This is a genomic window from Streptomyces sp. NPDC045021 (genome assembly GCF_056432645.1).
In genome coordinates this window covers 220,671-235,191 of sequence record NZ_JBWKIQ010000009.1, presented here as the reverse complement: position 1 = coordinate 235,191, position 14,521 = coordinate 220,671, and the positions used below count along the sequence as shown (strand labels likewise).

The following is a 14,521-nucleotide window of genomic DNA, read 5'->3' as shown; positions in this document are numbered from 1 at the left end:
CCCGCTGACGCCCTGACCGCTGACCCGGTGACCCGCTGATCCGCGGATCCGTTCCCAGGGCACCGGTGAACCCTCCGACCTGGCCGAAACCCGTCGTTACCGCTGTGGCAAGCTGTCGGTCCGCAGATCGATGGGAGGGGTTCGATGACGGACCTGGGATACGACCTGGGGGCACTGGACGCGTTCACCGGCCAGCTCACCCGGATCAAACAGGGGCTCGAATCCAGCCACTCAGTGATCGACTCCTTCGACTCCGACTACGGTGACGGCCGGGTCCGCGACGCGATGCACCACTTCGAGAAGCGCTGGCGCGACGGGCGCGGCCATGTCGAGAACACGGCCGGCGTCCTGGCGTCCATGGTCACCGAGGCCGTGAAGGCCTACACCAAGGTTGACGAGGACCTCGCCAAGCAGCTGCGCGACGGCACCAAGGCCCCGCAATGAGCGGTCCCGCGTTCGACACGGGCGTCGGATACACCCTGCGCGTCCCCGGCAGCTGGTTCGAGGTCGACGTCCGCCCCGCGACCCGTGCCGCCTCGGCGGCCGACCTCGTCAGCCGGCGTCTGACCGATCTGCCCGAGCTGCGAGAGCGCCGCTCCGACATCGTCCGGCTGCTGCGCAACCAGGCGGCGGCCGCCTGGAACGCGGGCGCGGTCTACTGCGCGGTGATGGCGGAATCGGTCGCGGACGGCCTGCTGCCCGCGTGCGTCACCGTCTCCTTCGTCGCCGGGCCGGTCGACGCCAGCAGCGATGCCCAGGACCGGCTCTCCCCGCTGCTCGCGCCGCTCAGCGCGAAGACGGCCAAGGCCGAGGGCGACACCTGGACCGAGCTCTCCACCCTCGAACTCCCGAACGCCGGGCGCGCCGCCCGCAGCCACGGGGTCGAGGAGATCGAGGACGAGTCGGGCCGACCGATGCGGGTCGTCACGATGCAGACCTTCGTGCCGCTGCCGGACGTGAACCGCGTCGCGATCGTCTCGTGCAGCAGCCCCGCCGTGGAGGTGGCGCCGGCGCTGCTCGACGTCTTCGACGCCATCAGCTCCACCTTCTGCCTGTTCCGCGCCGCCGACCTCGTGGAGACCGAATCGTGAGCCGCCCGGCCGACTGGTACATCCTCGACCTCCATGAGGACCCGACACCGGGGGACGTCTTCCGCGTCCGGCAACTCGCCACCACCACCCGCCGGATCGCCGACGACGCGGAGTCCGCGTCGCGGAACGTGCGGGCCCTCGCCGGGGACCACGCGACGATGACGTGGGTGGGCGCCGCCGGAGATGTCTTCAAGGAAGCGATCGGCAAGTTCCCCGGCCAGCTCGACAAGGTCGCGCACTCCCACCATCTGGCCGCCGACGCGCTGGACACCTACGCGACCTCGCTCGACTCGGCGCAGAGCCAGGCGGACCGGGCGCTCTCCCAGGGCCGCCAGGTCTACGACCAGGTGAAGAGCCTGCACGCCCAACTCGTCACCGCCAACGGCTCGCTCACGACGCTGGACAGGGCGGTCACCCCGCCCGACCCCGACCAGGTCAAGGAGCTGGCCCGCAAGCACACCGCAGCGCAGGGCCAGGTCACCACCCTGCAGTCGCAACTCAGCGGTCCCCAGGCGCAACTGGACGCCGCCAAGCGGCTCGCGGGACAGGCGGCGGAGCTGCGCAACACCGCCGCGGACACCGCGAGCAGGTCGCTGCACGAGGCCGCCGACGCGGGCATCCCGCCGGACTCGTTCTGGCACAAGCTCGGGGACCTCGCCGCCAAGGCGTGGAACGGCCTCATCGTCGTCGCGAAGATCGTGGTCGCGGTCGGCGGCATCATCGCGCTCATCATCGGCGGCCCGATCGCGTGGATCGTCTTCGCGGCGGCGCTGCTGGTGCTCGCGGACACCCTCGTCAAGTACACCCAGGGGAAAGCGTCCCTATGGGATGTGGCGCTGGCGGCGCTGAGTTGTATTCCCATGACGAAGGGCCTCACCTCGCTGGGCGCCCTGAAGGGAGCCTTCACCGCCGAGGGGCTGCTCGGTGTGGGCAGCCATCTCCTGGGCGCCGGATGGGGTGCGATCAAGGGCCTCGGCACCGGCGCGATGGCCCTGTGGAAGGGCCGCTCGGCCATCCCAGGACTGCTGCGCGCCCTGCCGTTCACCGCCCTGGGCAAGCTGACGTCGATGGCCACCGAACTGCGGTACGGGGCCTCCGGCGCGCTGACCGGCTTCGGGGCCGGTTTCGGTGACGGGGTGGGGCTCTTCGGCTCCTTCCGGTCCAGCCTGTCCGAGGGGCTCCAGGGCTGGCGCGGCGGTACGCAGGCCGCCTCGGAGCTGCCGTCCCAGGGAGCGCGCGCCTGGCAGGGATCGGGCGGCTATCCGGGTATCGACGTGTGGCACGACACCGTCATCCCGGCCGGCAGCAACGCCGAGGCGCTGCACCCGCGCATCACCGGATTCGCGATGCCCGAGGGGACGATGGCCTCGCTGGGCGGCGACTCCGCCGAGATCAGCAAGGGCGTCCAGGTGGGTCCCTCCGACCTCAACGCGTACATCCACCACGAGTACCGGACCGAGGGCGTCACCCTGCACTTCAACTCCGACGTGCCGGCGGCCGGCGCCTACGCGAACGCCAACCCGCAGTTCGGAGGCGGCGGTCTGCCGCAGTACTTCGTCCCCGACGTGATGGCGCACATCGACTCCGGCGCCATCACGGTCATCGACCGCAGCGGCAACGTGCTTCCGGTCGCGCCGAACGGCATCGCCACCGTCGGCCCCGGGCAGAACATCCCGCTGCACAACTTCGACCTGCCGTCCGGGTCGCCGATCCTGACCAACAACCAGACCGCGGCCACCGCCGCGGGCGGCACCACCATCGTCGGCGGTATCACCCGGGGTTCGGTCTACGGCTCCCAGCTCACGGCGCCGAGCCGATGAGCGCCGGAACGCCGGACGACGCCCGGGCGCCGATCGCGGCCGCCGGCACGCGGGAGAACCCGCACGCGCACCTCGATCCGGTGGTCGCCGCCGAGCTGTCCTGGGGAAACCGGATCAACCAGGACTGGCACATCGTCGACCCGCACTTCGGGGACTGGCTGCTCACCTTGGAACAGCCCTTCCACGTGGACCGCCTCCGGGAGACCTTCGCCTTCCCCGCCACCGTCCGGCTCGGCACCTACGCGAGGCGCTCCGACGGCTCCGGGGGAGTCCGGATGTGCCTGGGCGACCAGCTGAACCTGATGGGCATCGAGGCACCGCTGCCCGCGGACCTGCCCGCCGTCAACGCGGAAATCGAGCTATGAGCCAGCAACCGGACCCGAACCAGCAACCGCACACCGACCTGCAACCGGACGCCAACCAGCAACCGGACACCGACCAGCAGTCGACCGAGGTCTCGCCGCTGATCTACCGGCTGGCCGACAGCATCGTGCTGATCGGGGTGCGGACGGGTGAGCACGGCGAGGAACCGCTCTACACGGACGTCTCCGGGTCGCTGTGCGCGGTCGCGTACACCGACCCCGAGGAGATCCGGCGCGATCTGCCCGAGGGCTACCGGCTGTTCCAGATCACCGTTCCGGAACTGCTCGCCCAACTGCCGCCGGCGGCCGGGCTGATCATCAATCCGCGCGCCGCCTCGCCGGTCCTGGTGGCCGCGGACGAGCGCGATGTCGTCATCGCGGCGGGGCTGCCGTTCCCCGCCGGCGCGTACATCAAGGTCAAGGCAAGCGCGGACCCGCAGCCCAGGCTGCTGGCCGCCGCACTGCCGCAGATCGAGGTGATGGCCGCGGTGCGCCGGCTGTACGTCACGCGCTACCGGGTCGCGGACGCCCGGGAGAAGGTCCTGGTGGTCTACGAGGTCGACGGCGTGCCGGGGGCGGACACCGCGGCCGCGGACGCGATGGTGGCCGCCGCGGCCGACATCGCGATGGCCGATCCGATGCAGATCGTGGCTCTCGGCGACGTTCCGGCGGATCTGCGGGCCGTGGTTCTCGCCGATGTCGAGCCCGCCTACGTCCGGCCCGATCTGCGGGGCTGAGCGGCCGCCCGGCCTCCGGGCGGGCCCCAGGCCCATTACGCTGCCGCTATGACCACCGCTACTGTCGCGCCCGACCTCGAAACGTTCCGCAAGCTCGCGGAGGACCGCCGGGTGATCCCCGTCAGCCGGAGGCTGTTGGCGGACGGTGACACCCCGGTCGGGCTGTACCGCAAGCTCGCGGGCGAGCGTCCGGGCACGTTCCTGCTGGAGTCGGCGGAGAACGGCCGCTCATGGTCGCGGTACTCGTTCGTCGGGGTGCGCAGCGCCGCGACGCTGACCGAGCGCGACGGGCAGGCGCACTGGCTGGGGACCCCGCCGGTGGGCGTGCCGACCGGCGGCGACCCGCTGGAGGCGCTGCGGATCACGGTGGAGGCGCTGCACACCCCGCGCGACCTGCACGCGGGCGGCGGGCTGCCGCCGTTCACCGGCGGGATGGTCGGCTACCTCGGCTACGACATCGTGCGCCGCCTGGAGAAGATCGGCGAGCACGGCGAGGACGAACTGCGGCTGCCCGAGCTGACGATGCTGCTCACCTCGGACCTGGCGGTGCTGGACCACTGGGACGGCAGCGTGCTGCTGATCGCGAACGCGATCAACCACAACGATCTGGACACCGGCATCGACGAGGCGTACGCCGACGCCGTCGCCCGGCTGGACGCGATGGCCGCCGACCTGGCCCGGCCGGCCGCTTCGGCGGCCGTCGAGCTGCCCGCCTCCGAGTTGCCGGAGTTCACCGGGCGCTGGGGCGGGGCGGCCTACCAGGCGGCCGTCGAGGACATCAAGGAGCGGATCCGGGCGGGCGAGGCGTTCCAGGTGGTGCCCTCGCAGCGGTTCGAGACCCCGTGCCCGGCGAGCGCGCTGGATGTGTACCGGGTGCTGCGAGCGACCAACCCCAGTCCGTACATGTACCTGTTCCGCTTCGACGGCTTCGACGTCGTGGGCTCCAGCCCCGAGGCGCTGGTCAAGGTCGAGGACGGCCGGGCGTTGGTGCACCCGATCGCGGGCACCCGGCCGCGCGGCGCGACCCCGCAGGAGGACGCGGCGCTCGGCGAGGAGCTGATGGCGGACCCCAAGGAGCGCGCCGAGCACCTGATGCTGGTGGACCTGGGCCGCAACGACCTGGGGCGGGTCTGCGAGCCGGGCAGCGTCGAGGTCGTGGACTTCATGTCCGTCGAGCGCTACAGCCACGTCATGCACATCGTCTCGACCGTCACCGGCCGGGTGGCCCAGGGCCGCACCGCCTTCGACGTCCTGACGGCCTGCTTCCCGGCCGGCACGCTCTCGGGCGCCCCCAAGCCGCGCGCGATGCAGATCATCGACGAGCTGGAGCCGGTCCGGCGCGGCCTGTACGGCGGCTGCGTCGGCTATCTGGACTTCGCCGGGGACTCCGACACCGCGATCGCCATCCGTACCGCGCTGCTGCGCGACGGCACGGCGTACGTCCAGGCGGGCGCCGGCGTCGTCGCCGACTCCGACCCGGTCGCCGAGGACACCGAGTGCCGCAACAAGGCGGCGGCGGTGCTGCGCGCGGTGGCGACCGCGAGCCGGATGCACGCGGACGCGAACGCGCGGGCGTGACCGACGGCGGACGCGTGAAGTCCCGGTCCCGACACGTGAGCACGTGAAAAGGCGGGGCGGCCCGGTGGGCCGCCCCGCCCTGCTTCACGGGGCCGTCAGCCCGTGAAGGCCGAGGTGCCGTTCGGGGTACCGAGGCCCGTCGGGCCGTCGTAGCCGGCGCCCGCGGTGCACAGGTACGAGACCGAGCAGCTGCCGTTGGAGCCGCTGGTCACGTCGTTGAGCGCCGAGGTGTGGGCGTACGGGAACGAGGTCGGGTACGAACCGGACGACGGGGTGCCGGCGATGGCGTACACGCCCGCGATGATCGGCGACGAGGCGCTGGTGCCACCGAAGGTGTAGTACCCGGCGGTGATCCCGTAGGAGTCGTAGATCGCGACACCGGTGGCCGGGTCGGCGACCGCGGAGACGTCGGAGATGGTGCGCTTGGCGCAGCCGGTGTCCTTCTGCCAGGACTGCTTGGCGTCATAGGCGGAGCAGCCGGAGCCGGTGCCCTCGGTGCTGTTGGTGGACCAGACGGTCTCGGTCCAGCCGCGGGTGCTGGAGTCGGCCTTGAGGGCCGTGCCGCCGACCGAGGTCACGTACTTGGAGGCGGCGGGGTACTCGGCGCCGTAGGCGGAGTCACCGGCGCTGACCGTGATCGCCACACCCGGGTGGTTGAAGTAGCTGCTGTCGTAGCTGGAGTCCGAGGAGGACTCACCGCCGCCGTAGCTGTTCGAGACGTACTTCGCGCCCATGGTGACCGCACGGTTCACCGCGGTGCCGAGGTTCGTCATCGAGGCGCTCTTGGCCTCGACGAGCAGGATGTTGCACTTGGGGCAGATCGCGCTGGCCATGTCGACGTCGAGCGATATCTCCTCACCCCAGCCGGAGTCGGCGCGGGGCAGTGCGGTGGTGCTGCCGGCCTGGCTGACCTTCTTGAAGCAGCCGTTGGCGGTGGTGCAGGCCGGCAGTCCGTAGTGCGCGCGGTAGACCGCGAGGTCCGCCTCGGCGTTCGGGTCGTCGTAGGCGTCGACGATTGCGATCGTCCGGCCGGCGCCGTTGTTCGCGGACGCGGTGGTCAGCCCGTACGCCTTCTGGAGATCACTCGGGCCGTAACCTGTGGGGGTGGCGGCGGCCGCGTTGGGAGTGATCGTCGTGCCACGGACGTTGGTGGTGTGCACCGTGCCGCTGGTGACGCGGAGCGCCTTGCACGCCATTTCGCCCGCCTTGGGCAGCGCGCAGGCCCGCGCGGTGTGGACGGCCTGATCCGCGTTGAGCGCGACGTTCTTGGCCGCGGCGGTCCGCGCGACCGGCTGCGCGTCGGCGGACGGGGCGATGGCGAAGCCCGCCAGCGCCAGTCCCGCGACGGCGGTGAGGGAGAGTCCGGCGCGCCGAAGCGCTGCCGGAGAGAGGGTTGTGCGCAACGTACTGCCTCCTGTGGCTGTAAACCGGGGGCTGTGCGGGGGGAGTTGATCCACTGGAGCGAGGTGATCGCAGAGGGGATCGGCCGCGAACGTATTGTGACGAGCGCACGTCAACAAGATGACTGACGGAGTCTCTACCTCCGCTTTGCTTTCGGCAGTGATCGCATGGGCCAAAAGTTGCTCATTCATGGCCTGGTCGATGCATGAAAACGACTCGTGGTGGTCTGTCCCTGATCGGTCCCCCCGCTTGTGGCGCTCGCGAGCCGACGCGCGATAGTGGTCTACGTGACTGCCGTGCCCCAGCCCCGCCCCGCCGAAGAATCCGCGACCACCGACATGACCACCGCTGCGCCCGCCGACCCCCTGGTGACCGGACCGCCCGCGCGCACCCGCGCCACGGGCCGCCGCAGCCTGGCCCTCGCGCTGCTGCTCGGCGTCGCCGGCGCCGCCGTCGTCCTGCTGGCGGCGGGCAAGACCTGGGCCCACGGGACCGCCAGGTACGCCGAGGGCTCGGTGCCGCTCAAGGTCTCCGGCAGCGAGATCACCGGCGTGCCCGGCGCGCTCGCGCTCGTCGGCCTCGCCGCGCTCGTCGCCGTGTTCGCCGTCCGCGGGATCGCCCGCGCCGTGGTCTCCGGGCTGCTCGTGCTGTGCGGCGCGGGCATCGTGACCGCCTCCCTCACCGACGGCGGCGGCTCCGCCCTGCGCGCGGCCGCCACGGCCGCCACGACGCTGGCCAGTACGACCGTCGTCGATGAGAGTTCCACCACATGGCCATGGGTCGCCGCCGCCGGCGGAGCGTTGCTGCTCGGGGCCGGAGTACTCGCCGTGCTGCGCGGCCGCCACTGGCCGGGGATGTCCAACCGCTACGACCGCGACGGGGCCACCGGTCTGCCCGCCAGGAAGGGCCGGAGCGCCGCCCCGGACCCCGAGCGCCCCGAGGAGCTGTGGAAGGCCCTCGACCGCGGCGAGGACCCGACCGGGAGCTGACCGGAGCGGATACGGGCCCACCCCGGGCCCGCCCGTGACCCGCCCCGGGTGGGGCGGCTGCGCGGGATCCGGGCCTGGCGCGCCGTACCCCCGTGCACGAGGCACTCCGGGAGCGCGCAAGAATGGACGCGGACAACTTCCCCGACCGAGAACACATGGGAGCACTCATGGCGGGCACCAACCACGGCCACACCCCTGCCGCCTGGACCGGCGTCATAATCGCGTTCATCGGATTCTGCGTCTCGGGTGCCTTCATGGTGATGGCCAAGCCGCTCGGTTTCTGGGCGGGCCTGGTCGTGGTTCTGCTCGGTGGCGTCGTCGGCCTCGTGATGCGCGCGATGGGCCTGGGCCAGCCCCGCAAGCCCGTCCACGGCTGACCTCCCGCACCACGGCACGACGCAGGCGCGGCCCCGCTGATCCGGGGCTGCGCCTTCGTACGTCCCGGGGCACAATCAGGCACGTGACCGACAAGCCGACCGCCGCGCCGCCGCAGACCGCAATCGCCGCGCCGAACGCGGTGCCGCACCCCGCGCCGCACCCCGGGCCGTGGTCCGCTCCGGAGCCCGCGCCGCCCGCCGGCCGGCTGCGCCGCGCCGCCGTGCCGCTGGGCGTGCTGGCGGGTGTCGTCTCCGCCTTCGCGTACGTCGGATCGGTCGACCCGAACACCCCCGGCCACTACCCGGTCTGCCCGCTGCTGAAGTACACCGGCATCTACTGCCCCGGCTGCGGCGGGCTGCGCAGCGCCCACGCGATCGCGCACGGCGACCTCGGCGCGGCCCTCGGCCTGAACGCGCTGGCGGTGGCCGGCTACGTGCTCTTCGCCGTGGTCTGGGTGGTGTGGCTGTCGCGGACGCTGCGCGGCCGCGCCTTCGAGATCCGGCTGCGGCCCGCGTACTGGTGGGCGATCGGCGCGGTGGTGCTGTTCTTCAGCGTCGCCCGGAACCTGCCGTTCGGATCGGCGCTCGCCCCGTAGGACCTCCCGGCGGATGTCTGGACCTCCCGGTGGACGTCTGGGCCTCCCCGGGGACGCTCCCGGCGGTTGTCTCCACCTCCCGGGGACGCTCCCGACCCCCGCGGCCTCCGGACGGAGCAGTGCGCGGTGGCGCCGACACGCCGGGCTGTGGCCGGATCCGGCCACGCCCGTTCGGGCGGTCTCCCGGGCAGCTCGTGAAACCGTGCCACGGGAGCGGGCGGCTACCCCCGGTCGCCGCATTTGTCCAGGTAGTGGGACCGCGATCGACCGGATGCGCGCCCTCCGCCCTCGGCCGGATACCATCAGTGAGCCGAAGAGAGCATTTACTGGCTTGATCGTTTCGGTGTACGGACCGTGCTCCACCACCCAGCCCGGAAGGGGACCGCTCGCGTGAGTGTGCTCGACGAGATCATCGACGGAGTCCGCGCCGACCTCGCCGACCGGCAGGCTCAGGTCTCCATCGACGAGCTCAAGGAGCGGGCCGCCAAGGCACGCGAAGCGATGGACGGAGTCGCCGCGCTGCGCGGCGACAGCGTCAAGGTCATCTGCGAGGTCAAGCGCTCCAGCCCCTCCAAGGGCGCGCTGGCCGCCATCGCCGACCCGGCCGGGCTCGCCGCCGACTACGAGGCGGGCGGCGCCGCGGTCATCAGCGTCCTCACCGAACAGCGCAAGTTCGGCGGCTCGCTCGCCGACCTGGAAGCGGTCCGCGCCAAGGTCGACATCCCGGTGCTCCGCAAGGACTTCATCGTCACCGCGTACCAGCTGTGGGAAGCCCGCGCCTACGGCGCCGACCTCGCCCTGCTGATCGTCGCCGCGCTGGAGCAGGACGCGCTGGTCTCGCTCATCGAGCGTGCCACCTCGATCGGGCTCACCCCGATCGTCGAGGTGCACGACGAGGAGGAGGTCGCCCGGGCGGTGGACGCCGGCGCCCGGATCATCGGCGTCAACGCCCGCAACCTCAAGACCCTCGAGGTCGACCGGGGCAACTTCGCGCGCATCGCGCCCGAGATCCCGGACGAGATCGTGAAGATCGCCGAGTCCGGCGTCCGCGGCCCGCACGACCTCATCGCCTACGCCAACGACGGCGCCGACGCGGTGCTGGTCGGCGAGTCCCTGGTGACCGGCAAGGACCCGCGGGCGGCCGTAGCCGACCTCGTGGCCGCCGGCGCCCACCCCGCCCTGCGGTTCGGACGGAAGTAACCCCCATGTCGATCGCGACCCGCCTCGCCCCCGGCTGCCGCCCCCGCGGCTGCCGGGCGCCGGCGCGTCGCGTATTGGGCCGTCGGGTGCGTTATGTGATCGGCGGCGAGCCCGGACAGGTCAACGGAATGCGATGGCGTCGCGGCTGAGCCGCGACACTTCCATCAGCCACCGCATTTCACTGTCAGGGGACTCCTGTGTCTGCCATGTCAGAATTCTTCATTCCCGACCCCGAGGGTCTGGTCCCGAGCGCCGAAGGCTACTTCGGCGCGTTCGGCGGCAAGTTCATCCCGGAGGCGCTGGTCGCCGCCGTGGACGAGGTAGCCGCGGAGTACGAGAAGGCCAAGGCCGATCCGGCCTTCGCCGCCGAGCTGAACGACCTGATGGTCAACTACACCGGCCGGCCGAGTGCGCTCACCGAGGTCGTGCGGTTCGCCGAGCACGCGGGCGGCGCCCGGGTGTTCCTCAAGCGCGAGGACCTCAACCACACCGGCTCGCACAAGATCAACAACGTGCTGGGCCAGGCGCTGCTCACCAAGCGGATGGGCAAGACCCGCGTCATCGCCGAGACCGGCGCCGGCCAGCACGGCGTCGCCACCGCGACCGCCTGCGCGCTCTTCGGCCTCGAATGCACCATCTACATGGGCGAGGTCGACACCAAGCGCCAGGCGCTGAACGTCGCGCGGATGCGGATGCTCGGCGCCGACGTCGTCTCCGTGAAGTCCGGCAGCCGCACGCTCAAGGACGCCATCAACGAGGCGTTCCGCGACTGGGTCGCCAACGTCGACCGCACCCACTACCTCTTCGGCACGGTGGCGGGACCGCACCCCTTCCCGGCGCTGGTCCGCGACTTCCACCGGGTCATCGGCGTCGAGGCCCGTCGGCAGATCCTGGAGCGCACCGGACGGCTCCCGGACGTCGCCGTCGCCTGCGTCGGCGGCGGATCCAACGCCATCGGGCTCTTCCACGCCTTCCTCCCCGACGCGGGCGTCCGCCTCGTCGGCTGCGAGCCCGCAGGGCACGGGGTGGAGACCGGCGAGCACGCCGCCACCCTCAGCCAGGGCGAGCCCGGCATCCTGCACGGCTCACGCTCCTACGTCCTGCAGGACGACGAGGGGCAGATCACCGAGCCGTACTCGATCTCGGCGGGACTGGACTACCCGGGCGTCGGCCCGGAGCACTCCTATCTCAAGGACACCGGCCGCGCCGAGTACCGCGCCGTCACCGACGACGACGCGATGCAGGCGCTGCGCCTGCTCTCGCGGACCGAGGGCATCATCCCCGCGATCGAGAGCGCGCACGCGCTCGCCGGGGCGCTGGAGATCGGCCGCGAACTGGGCCCGGACGCCCTGCTCCTGGTGAACCTCTCCGGACGCGGCGACAAGGACATGGACACCGCCGCCCGCTACTTCGGTCTGTACGAGAACGAGAACGAGAACGAGCAGGGGGAAGCCAAGTGAGCGGCAACATCGCGCTGTTGAACGCGGCCCTGGCCGCGGCCAAGGCCGAGAACCGGGCCGCGCTGGTCGGCTACCTCCCGGCCGGATTCCCCTCGATCGACGGCGGCATCGAAGCCGTCAAGGCGATGCTGGAAGGAGGCTGCGACGTCGTCGAGATCGGCCTGCCGCACAGCGACCCGGTACTCGACGGGCCGGTCATCCAGACCGCCGACGACATCGCGCTGCGCGGCGGCGTCCGGATCAAGGACGTGCTGCGCACCGTCCGCGAGGCGCACGCCGCCACCGGTGCGCCGGTGCTGGTCATGACGTACTGGAACCCGGTCGACCGGTACGGCGCCGAGCGGTTCGCCGCCGATCTCGCCGAGGCGGGCGGTGCCGGCTGCATCCTGCCCGACCTGCCGGTCGAGGAGTCCGAGGTGTGGCGCAAGGCCGCGACGCTGCACGGTCTGGCCACCGTCTTCGTGGTCGCGCCGAGCAGCCGCGACGAGCGGCTCGCCAAGATCACCGCGGTGGGCACCGGCTTCGTCTACGCGGCGTCGCTGATGGGCGTCACCGGCACCCGGGTGAGCGTCGGCGAGCAGGCGGCCGACCTCGTACAGCGCACCCGCGCCACCACGGACCTGCCGGTCTGCGTCGGCCTGGGCGTCTCCAACCCCGAGCAGGCCGCCGAGGTCGCCGCCTTCGCGGACGGCGTCATCGTCGGCTCCGCGTTCGTCAAGCGACTGCTCGACGCGCCGGACCTGGAAACGGGCCTGGCCGGGGTGCGGGAGCTGGCCGGCGAGCTGGCGGCAGGCGTCCGCACCCGCACCGGGGCGGTCCGGTAGCTCCGGTGGCGCCGGTACGACTGATCGTTCTAGTACCTCATTAGGGCGAATCGGGACCGGGGAGGCGCAGCGACGCCTCCCCGGTTCGTTGTCCAGGGGTGTGAGCCAGAAGAACCGTGAGGGAAAGCGCACCGCCCGTGAGGCGATGTACGAACAGCGCGAGAAGGACAAGGCGCGCGACAAACGCAAGAGGACACTGATCGTCGGCGGCGCCGTCGTCGTGGTCCTGGCGATCGCCGGGGTGATTGCCGGGGTGGTGGCCAACCACAAGAGCGAACCGGCGAAACCGGTGGCGTCCCCGCAGGGCGCGACCGGCAACGACAAGCTCGTGATCCCCACCGGCGCGACCGACGCGCCGTCCACGCTGACGGTCTACGAGGACTTCCGCTGCCCCGGCTGCGGCATGTTCGAGAAGACCTTCCGCGACTCCGTGCACTCCCTGGAGGACAGCGGAGCGCTGAAGGTCGACTACCACCTGGTGACGATCATCGACGGCAACATGGGCGGCACCGGCTCGCTGAACGCGGGGAACGCCGCCGTCTGCGCGCAGGATGCGGGCAAGTTCCGGGCGTTCCATGACGTCCTCTACGAGAACCAGCCGGACGAACGGGAGGACAAGTTCGGGGACAAGGCGTATCTGCTGCAGCTCGCCGACAAGGTGCCGGGGCTGAAGACCGACGCCTTCACCGCGTGTGTGAACAACGGCACGTACGACAGCTGGATCAAGAAGTCGGCCGCAGCCTTCGGCGGCTCCGGTTTCAGCTCCACCCCGACCGTCCTGCTCAACGGCAAGAGCGTCTACGGCAACCAGACCGACCCGCTGACCCCGGACAAGCTCAAGCAGCAGGTCGCGGCGGCCAACAAGGGCAAGAAGGCGGGCACCGTCACACCGACCGCCACGCCCTGACTCCCCGCCCCGACCGCATCATGACGGCAGGGCCGTTACGCGTCCGTAGCCGGGCTGGTTGCCACTCCACCCGCCCGGCACGGTAGCGTCGGCCCTGCTATGGAGATCCTCGCTTACATTCCCAGTCCGTCCAGCGGTGTGGTGTACCTCGGACCCATCCCGCTCCGCGGCTATGCGTTCTGCATCATCATCGGCGTCTTCGTAGCCGTCTGGCTCGGAAACAAGCGGTGGGTGGCCCGCGGCGGCCAGAAGGGGACCGTCGCGGACATCGCCGTGTGGGCGGTGCCCTTCGGACTCGTCGGCGGCCGGCTCTACCACGTCATCACCGACTACGAGCTGTACTTCGGTGACGGCAAGGACTGGGTCAACGCGTTCAAGATCTGGGAGGGCGGCCTCGGTATCTGGGGCGCGATCGCGCTCGGCGCGGTCGGCGCCTGGATCGGCTGCCGCCGCCGGGGCATCCCGCTGCCCGCCTGGGCGGACGCCCTCGCACCGGGCATCGCGCTGGCGCAGGCCTGCGGCCGCTGGGGCAACTGGTTCAACCAGGAGCTGTACGGGCGCGCCACCGACCTGCCGTGGGCGCTGAAGATCAGCGCCACCGACAGCCACCCGGGCGGCACCTACCACCCGACGTTCCTGTACGAGTCGCTGTGGTGCGTCGGTGTCGCGCTGCTGGTGATCTGGGCCGACCGCAAGTACGGCCTCGGGCACGGCCGGGCCTTCGCGCTGTACGTCGCGTCGTACTGTGTGGGCCGCTTCTGGATCGAGTACATGCGCGTCGACGACGCGCACCACATCCTGGGCCTGCGCCTGAACGACTGGACCTCGATCATCGTCTTCATCGGTGCGGTGGTCTACATGGTGCTGTCGGCGCGCCGGCACCCGGGCGTCGAGACGGTCGTGGAGCCGGCGGCCGCGGGCGCCGAGGTGAGCCTGGCCAAGGACCCCGCGGACGGGGACGCCAAGGACACCGGGACCGAGGCCTCGGAGGGCGCGGCTTCCGACGCCGACGACTCCGGGCTCAAGGACTCCGAGAGCAACGACGCCGAGGCGTCCAAATCGTCCTGAACCTTCCCTCTCCTCCCGCGGCCGCCGGCTCTCCCGAGCTCGGCGGCCGCGGTGTTTTCGCAGGTAGGACAGGCTTTCCTAGCTGGAATGCGGAGGAATTCGCGCGTACCT

At 71.5% G+C, this 14,521-nt stretch carries 16 protein-coding genes; 15 read left to right on the top strand and 1 reads right to left on the bottom strand.

Annotation, left to right across the window (positions count from 1 at the left end):
- Nucleotides 1–144: 144 nt before the first annotated feature.
- The 6 genes from AC07DC_RS26490 to AC07DC_RS26465 are packed head-to-tail and all read left to right on the top strand — an operon-like array spanning nt 145 to nt 5,588.
- Nucleotides 145–444: a hypothetical protein gene (locus AC07DC_RS26490; RefSeq protein WP_478916982.1), complete on the top strand. Its 300-nt coding sequence runs from the start codon at nt 145–147 to the stop codon at nt 442–444.
- Complete coding sequence (locus AC07DC_RS26485) at nt 441–1,091, top strand: hypothetical protein (protein WP_478916981.1); 651 nt, start codon at nt 441–443, stop codon at nt 1,089–1,091. Before AC07DC_RS26490 ends, AC07DC_RS26485 begins: the two co-directional genes overlap by 4 nt.
- Entirely contained in the window at nt 1,088–2,911 is a 1,824-nt protein-coding gene (locus tag AC07DC_RS26480) for a putative T7SS-secreted protein (RefSeq protein WP_478916980.1), read from the top strand. The genes AC07DC_RS26485 and AC07DC_RS26480 overlap by 4 nt, the downstream gene beginning before the upstream one ends.
- Nucleotides 2,908–3,276, top strand: coding sequence for a hypothetical protein (locus AC07DC_RS26475; RefSeq protein ID WP_478916979.1), 369 nt, complete (start codon nt 2,908–2,910; stop codon nt 3,274–3,276). The genes AC07DC_RS26480 and AC07DC_RS26475 overlap by 4 nt, the downstream gene beginning before the upstream one ends.
- Nucleotides 3,273–4,010, top strand: coding sequence for an enhanced serine sensitivity protein SseB C-terminal domain-containing protein (locus tag AC07DC_RS26470; RefSeq protein ID WP_478916978.1), 738 nt, complete (start codon nt 3,273–3,275; stop codon nt 4,008–4,010). The genes AC07DC_RS26475 and AC07DC_RS26470 overlap by 4 nt, the downstream gene beginning before the upstream one ends.
- 48 nt (nt 4,011–4,058) lie before the next feature.
- A complete protein-coding gene (locus AC07DC_RS26465) occupies nt 4,059–5,588 on the top strand; it encodes an anthranilate synthase component I (protein ID WP_478916977.1) in 1,530 nt (509 codons plus the stop codon).
- Between the two features lie 95 nt (nt 5,589–5,683).
- Here the strand turns inward: AC07DC_RS26465 and AC07DC_RS26460 are convergent, their stop codons facing one another.
- Nucleotides 5,684–6,991, bottom strand: coding sequence for a S53 family peptidase (locus AC07DC_RS26460; RefSeq protein ID WP_478916976.1), 1,308 nt, complete (start codon nt 6,989–6,991; stop codon nt 5,684–5,686).
- A 336-nt stretch (nt 6,992–7,327) separates the two neighbouring features.
- Between AC07DC_RS26460 and AC07DC_RS26455 the strand changes: the two genes are divergently transcribed.
- The 9 genes from AC07DC_RS26455 to lgt all read left to right on the top strand — a co-directional run bounded on the left by AC07DC_RS26455 (nt 7,328) and on the right by lgt (nt 14,410).
- Nucleotides 7,328–7,978: a TIGR02234 family membrane protein gene (locus AC07DC_RS26455; protein ID WP_478917128.1), complete on the top strand. Its 651-nt coding sequence runs from the start codon at nt 7,328–7,330 to the stop codon at nt 7,976–7,978.
- Nucleotides 7,979–8,145: 167 nt separating this feature from the next.
- On the top strand, nt 8,146–8,355 hold the full coding sequence (locus AC07DC_RS26450; RefSeq protein ID WP_478917127.1) for an HGxxPAAW family protein: 210 nt from the start codon (nt 8,146–8,148) through the stop codon (nt 8,353–8,355).
- Nucleotides 8,356–8,495: 140 nt separating this feature from the next.
- A complete protein-coding gene (locus AC07DC_RS26445) occupies nt 8,496–8,951 on the top strand; it encodes a DUF2752 domain-containing protein (protein WP_478917126.1) in 456 nt (151 codons plus the stop codon).
- Between the two features lie 390 nt (nt 8,952–9,341).
- Nucleotides 9,342–10,151 carry an indole-3-glycerol phosphate synthase TrpC gene (trpC, locus tag AC07DC_RS26440; RefSeq protein ID WP_138358678.1) on the top strand — a complete coding sequence of 270 codons (810 nt, stop codon included), beginning with the start codon at nt 9,342–9,344 and terminating at the stop codon, nt 10,149–10,151.
- A gap of 5 nt (nt 10,152–10,156) precedes the next feature.
- A complete protein-coding gene (trpM, locus tag AC07DC_RS26435; RefSeq protein ID WP_374117216.1) occupies nt 10,157–10,300 on the top strand; it encodes a tryptophan biosynthesis modulator TrpM in 144 nt (47 codons plus the stop codon).
- Nucleotides 10,301–10,357: 57 nt separating this feature from the next.
- Nucleotides 10,358–11,611 carry a tryptophan synthase subunit beta gene (gene trpB / locus AC07DC_RS26430; RefSeq protein ID WP_478916975.1) on the top strand — a complete coding sequence of 418 codons (1,254 nt, stop codon included), beginning with the start codon at nt 10,358–10,360 and terminating at the stop codon, nt 11,609–11,611.
- On the top strand, nt 11,608–12,435 hold the full coding sequence (gene trpA, locus AC07DC_RS26425) for a tryptophan synthase subunit alpha (RefSeq protein ID WP_478916974.1): 828 nt from the start codon (nt 11,608–11,610) through the stop codon (nt 12,433–12,435). The genes trpB and trpA overlap by 4 nt, the downstream gene beginning before the upstream one ends.
- A gap of 100 nt (nt 12,436–12,535) precedes the next feature.
- A complete protein-coding gene (locus AC07DC_RS26420; protein ID WP_478916973.1) occupies nt 12,536–13,342 on the top strand; it encodes a DsbA family protein in 807 nt (268 codons plus the stop codon).
- Between the two features lie 99 nt (nt 13,343–13,441).
- Entirely contained in the window at nt 13,442–14,410 is a 969-nt protein-coding gene (gene lgt, locus AC07DC_RS26415; protein WP_478916972.1) for a prolipoprotein diacylglyceryl transferase, read from the top strand.
- The last annotated feature ends 111 nt before the right edge of the window (nt 14,411–14,521 follow it).

Coding starts and splice junctions, on each gene's coding strand:
- AC07DC_RS26475 (WP_478916979.1), top strand. CDS start 2,908: ATGAGCGCCGGAACGCCGGACGACGCCCGGGCGCCGATCGCGGCCGCC.
- AC07DC_RS26485 (WP_478916981.1), top strand. CDS start 441: ATGAGCGGTCCCGCGTTCGACACGGGCGTCGGATACACCCTGCGCGTC.
- trpM (WP_374117216.1), top strand. CDS start 10,157: ATGTCGATCGCGACCCGCCTCGCCCCCGGCTGCCGCCCCCGCGGCTGC.
- lgt (WP_478916972.1), top strand. CDS start 13,442: ATGGAGATCCTCGCTTACATTCCCAGTCCGTCCAGCGGTGTGGTGTAC.
- AC07DC_RS26490 (WP_478916982.1), top strand. CDS start 145: ATGACGGACCTGGGATACGACCTGGGGGCACTGGACGCGTTCACCGGC.
- trpB (WP_478916975.1), top strand. CDS start 10,358: ATGTCAGAATTCTTCATTCCCGACCCCGAGGGTCTGGTCCCGAGCGCC.
- AC07DC_RS26470 (WP_478916978.1), top strand. CDS start 3,273: ATGAGCCAGCAACCGGACCCGAACCAGCAACCGCACACCGACCTGCAA.
- AC07DC_RS26450 (WP_478917127.1), top strand. CDS start 8,146: ATGGCGGGCACCAACCACGGCCACACCCCTGCCGCCTGGACCGGCGTC.
- AC07DC_RS26455 (WP_478917128.1), top strand. CDS start 7,328: ATGACCACCGCTGCGCCCGCCGACCCCCTGGTGACCGGACCGCCCGCG.
- AC07DC_RS26465 (WP_478916977.1), top strand. CDS start 4,059: ATGACCACCGCTACTGTCGCGCCCGACCTCGAAACGTTCCGCAAGCTC.